The organism is Novosphingobium sp. 11B (assembly GCF_054589055.1).
The window spans coordinates 1-2,080 of record NZ_BAAILP010000270.1; the positions used below are offsets into that span (position 1 = coordinate 1).

Below are 2,080 nucleotides of genomic sequence, written 5' to 3' on the forward strand. Positions count from 1 at the left end.
GCGTGACACGGTTCATGTAGGCCCAATGGTCGAGCGCCCGAGGGATAATTTCCGGGCCGTTGTCCACCCTGATCTTGGCAGGTGCGCCGCCGCGCTCGAACAGCAGGCGATCCATGACGGCGACCACCTGCTCGCCCTTGATCCCTGATCGACACGGATCGCCAGGCACTCACGGGTGTAGGCATCAACGACGGTCAAAGCGCGGAAGCGCTTACCATTGAACAGGGCATCGGACACGAAGTCCCTCGCCCAGACTTCGTTCCTGCGCGAGGGCAGCGGCCGCTCCACCCGCCGCGCGGCCATGACGTGCCGGCGAGGCCTTTTTGCCCGCAAATATAGGCCCTCCAATAAAGGCGATGTACCCGCTTCACGTTGACCGTATGCGTTCGGTGAAGACCCTTCAGGTTGGCCCGAGCTTTGCTGATGGCTGATCAGGCTGCCTGGGCGTCGGTGTGAAGCTGGGCCTGACGCGCTACATTCCAGGGCAGGAGTTCATGCAAGCGGGTCTGTGGGTGATCGGAGATCGTCGCGATGACGTATGCAAGCCAGGCATGCGGATCGACGTCGTTGAGCCGGCATGTCTGGATGAGCATATAGACGGCGGCGGCGCGCTCACCTCCGCGATCTGATCCACAGAAGGTCCAGTTCCGCCGTCCAACCGCGATGGTGCGTACGCGCCGCTCTGCGGCATTGTTCGTCATGCAGATGCGGCCGTCATCGACGAAGCGGGCAAAGCTTGCCCACCGCGACAGTATGTAGTTGATGGCCTTGGCAAGATCGCCCTTGGGTGACAGCCGTGCGTACTGCGCACGCAGATGTCGCTCCAGATCGGCTACCAGGGGAGCTACGTGTTCCCGGCGGCAGGCCAGACGCTCTACGGGTACTTTGCCCCAGAACTCACGTTCCAGCGCGAAGATGGCGTCCATGCGAGTGACGATGCCGCGAGCGAGCGCCGAACCATCGGTCCGTGGGGCCTTGTAGAAAGGTCGCCTTGCGTGCGCCCAGCAGGCGGCTTCGTAGATTGGCCCTGCCTTACGGCCCGGAGCGTAAAGAGCATCGTAGCCGCCATAGGCATCAGCCTGCAGAATGCCGGTGAAATTCTCCAGCTGCCGCTGGGGATGCACGCCGCTGCGGTCGCGCGAATACCAGTAGGCCACCGCCGGCGGTTCGGTCCCGCCAAAGGGGCGATCATCCCTCACAGCGCCCCAGATCCGGCCGGTTATGGTTTTGCCCGCAGCCAGCACCGGCACGTGGGTGTCGTCATGATGAACCCGCTCGCCGCCCAGCGCCTGGTCTTCGACGAGACGTTCCGTGAGGATCGGCGCATCCGGACCGCTTTGCGGATGGGTCGGTTGAAGCTGCGTGAGCTTGCGCAGCAGCGCCGTCGATTTGGCTATCGTCGGCTGCACATTCTGCTGCGGCGTGAGGGCGTGGTGATCAACCGGAAGAAGACACAGCGGCTCTATAGCGAGGAGAAGCTGGCGGTCCGACGCAGGCGCAACCCGCGGCGTGCCATCGGCGTACGGGCACCAGCTCCTGTGCTGGCACTACCCAATCAACGGTGGAGCCTGGACTTCGTCCATGATCAGTTGGCGACGGGGCGTCGTTTCCGGGTGCTCAACATCGTCGACGATGTAACCCGCGAGTGCCTGCGCGCGGTGCCGGACACGTCGATCTCAGGGCGTCGGGTGGTGCGTGAGCTCACCGAGCTGACCTCGAACGCTGTCCTCGCCTGGTGCGGGGAGGTCGGGGTGGAGTGGCACTACATTGCCCCGGGCAAGCCGATGCAGAATGGTTACGTCGAGAGCTTCAACGGTCGGATGCGCGACGAGCTGCTGAACGAGACCCTGTTCCTGAGCCTCGACCATGCCCGGGTGGTGATCGCCGCTTGGGCAGAGGATTACAACCAGGAGAGGCCGCACTCATCCCTTGGATACGAGACCCCAGCGGCCTTCGCCGTAACCGCTGCACCGACCCCACGTATTCTGGTTGGTTTTTGAGGGGTAGATCTGCGCGAGACGTTGAGGAGCTCGAGCAGTGGTTGACGAAATTGATGCGGCGCCAAACGTTGGTTTGACGT

Annotated in this window: 3 pseudogenes; 1 reads left to right on the forward strand and 2 read right to left on the reverse strand. The window is 63.4% G+C overall.

Annotated features, from left to right (window positions below):
• Positions 1-377: pseudogene (locus ACYPYD_RS23020) on the reverse strand (DDE-type integrase/transposase/recombinase); the annotation flags it as partial.
• Between the two features lie 54 nt (positions 378-431).
• Positions 432-1,286: pseudogene (tnpC, locus tag ACYPYD_RS23025) on the reverse strand (IS66 family transposase); the annotation flags it as partial.
• A 63-nt stretch (positions 1,287-1,349) separates the two neighbouring features.
• On the opposite strand from tnpC, the pseudogene ACYPYD_RS23030 reads away from it, so the two are divergent.
• Positions 1,350-2,000 (forward strand): annotated as a pseudogene (locus ACYPYD_RS23030) (integrase core domain-containing protein); the annotation flags it as partial.
• Positions 2,001-2,080: the final 80 nt, after the last annotated feature.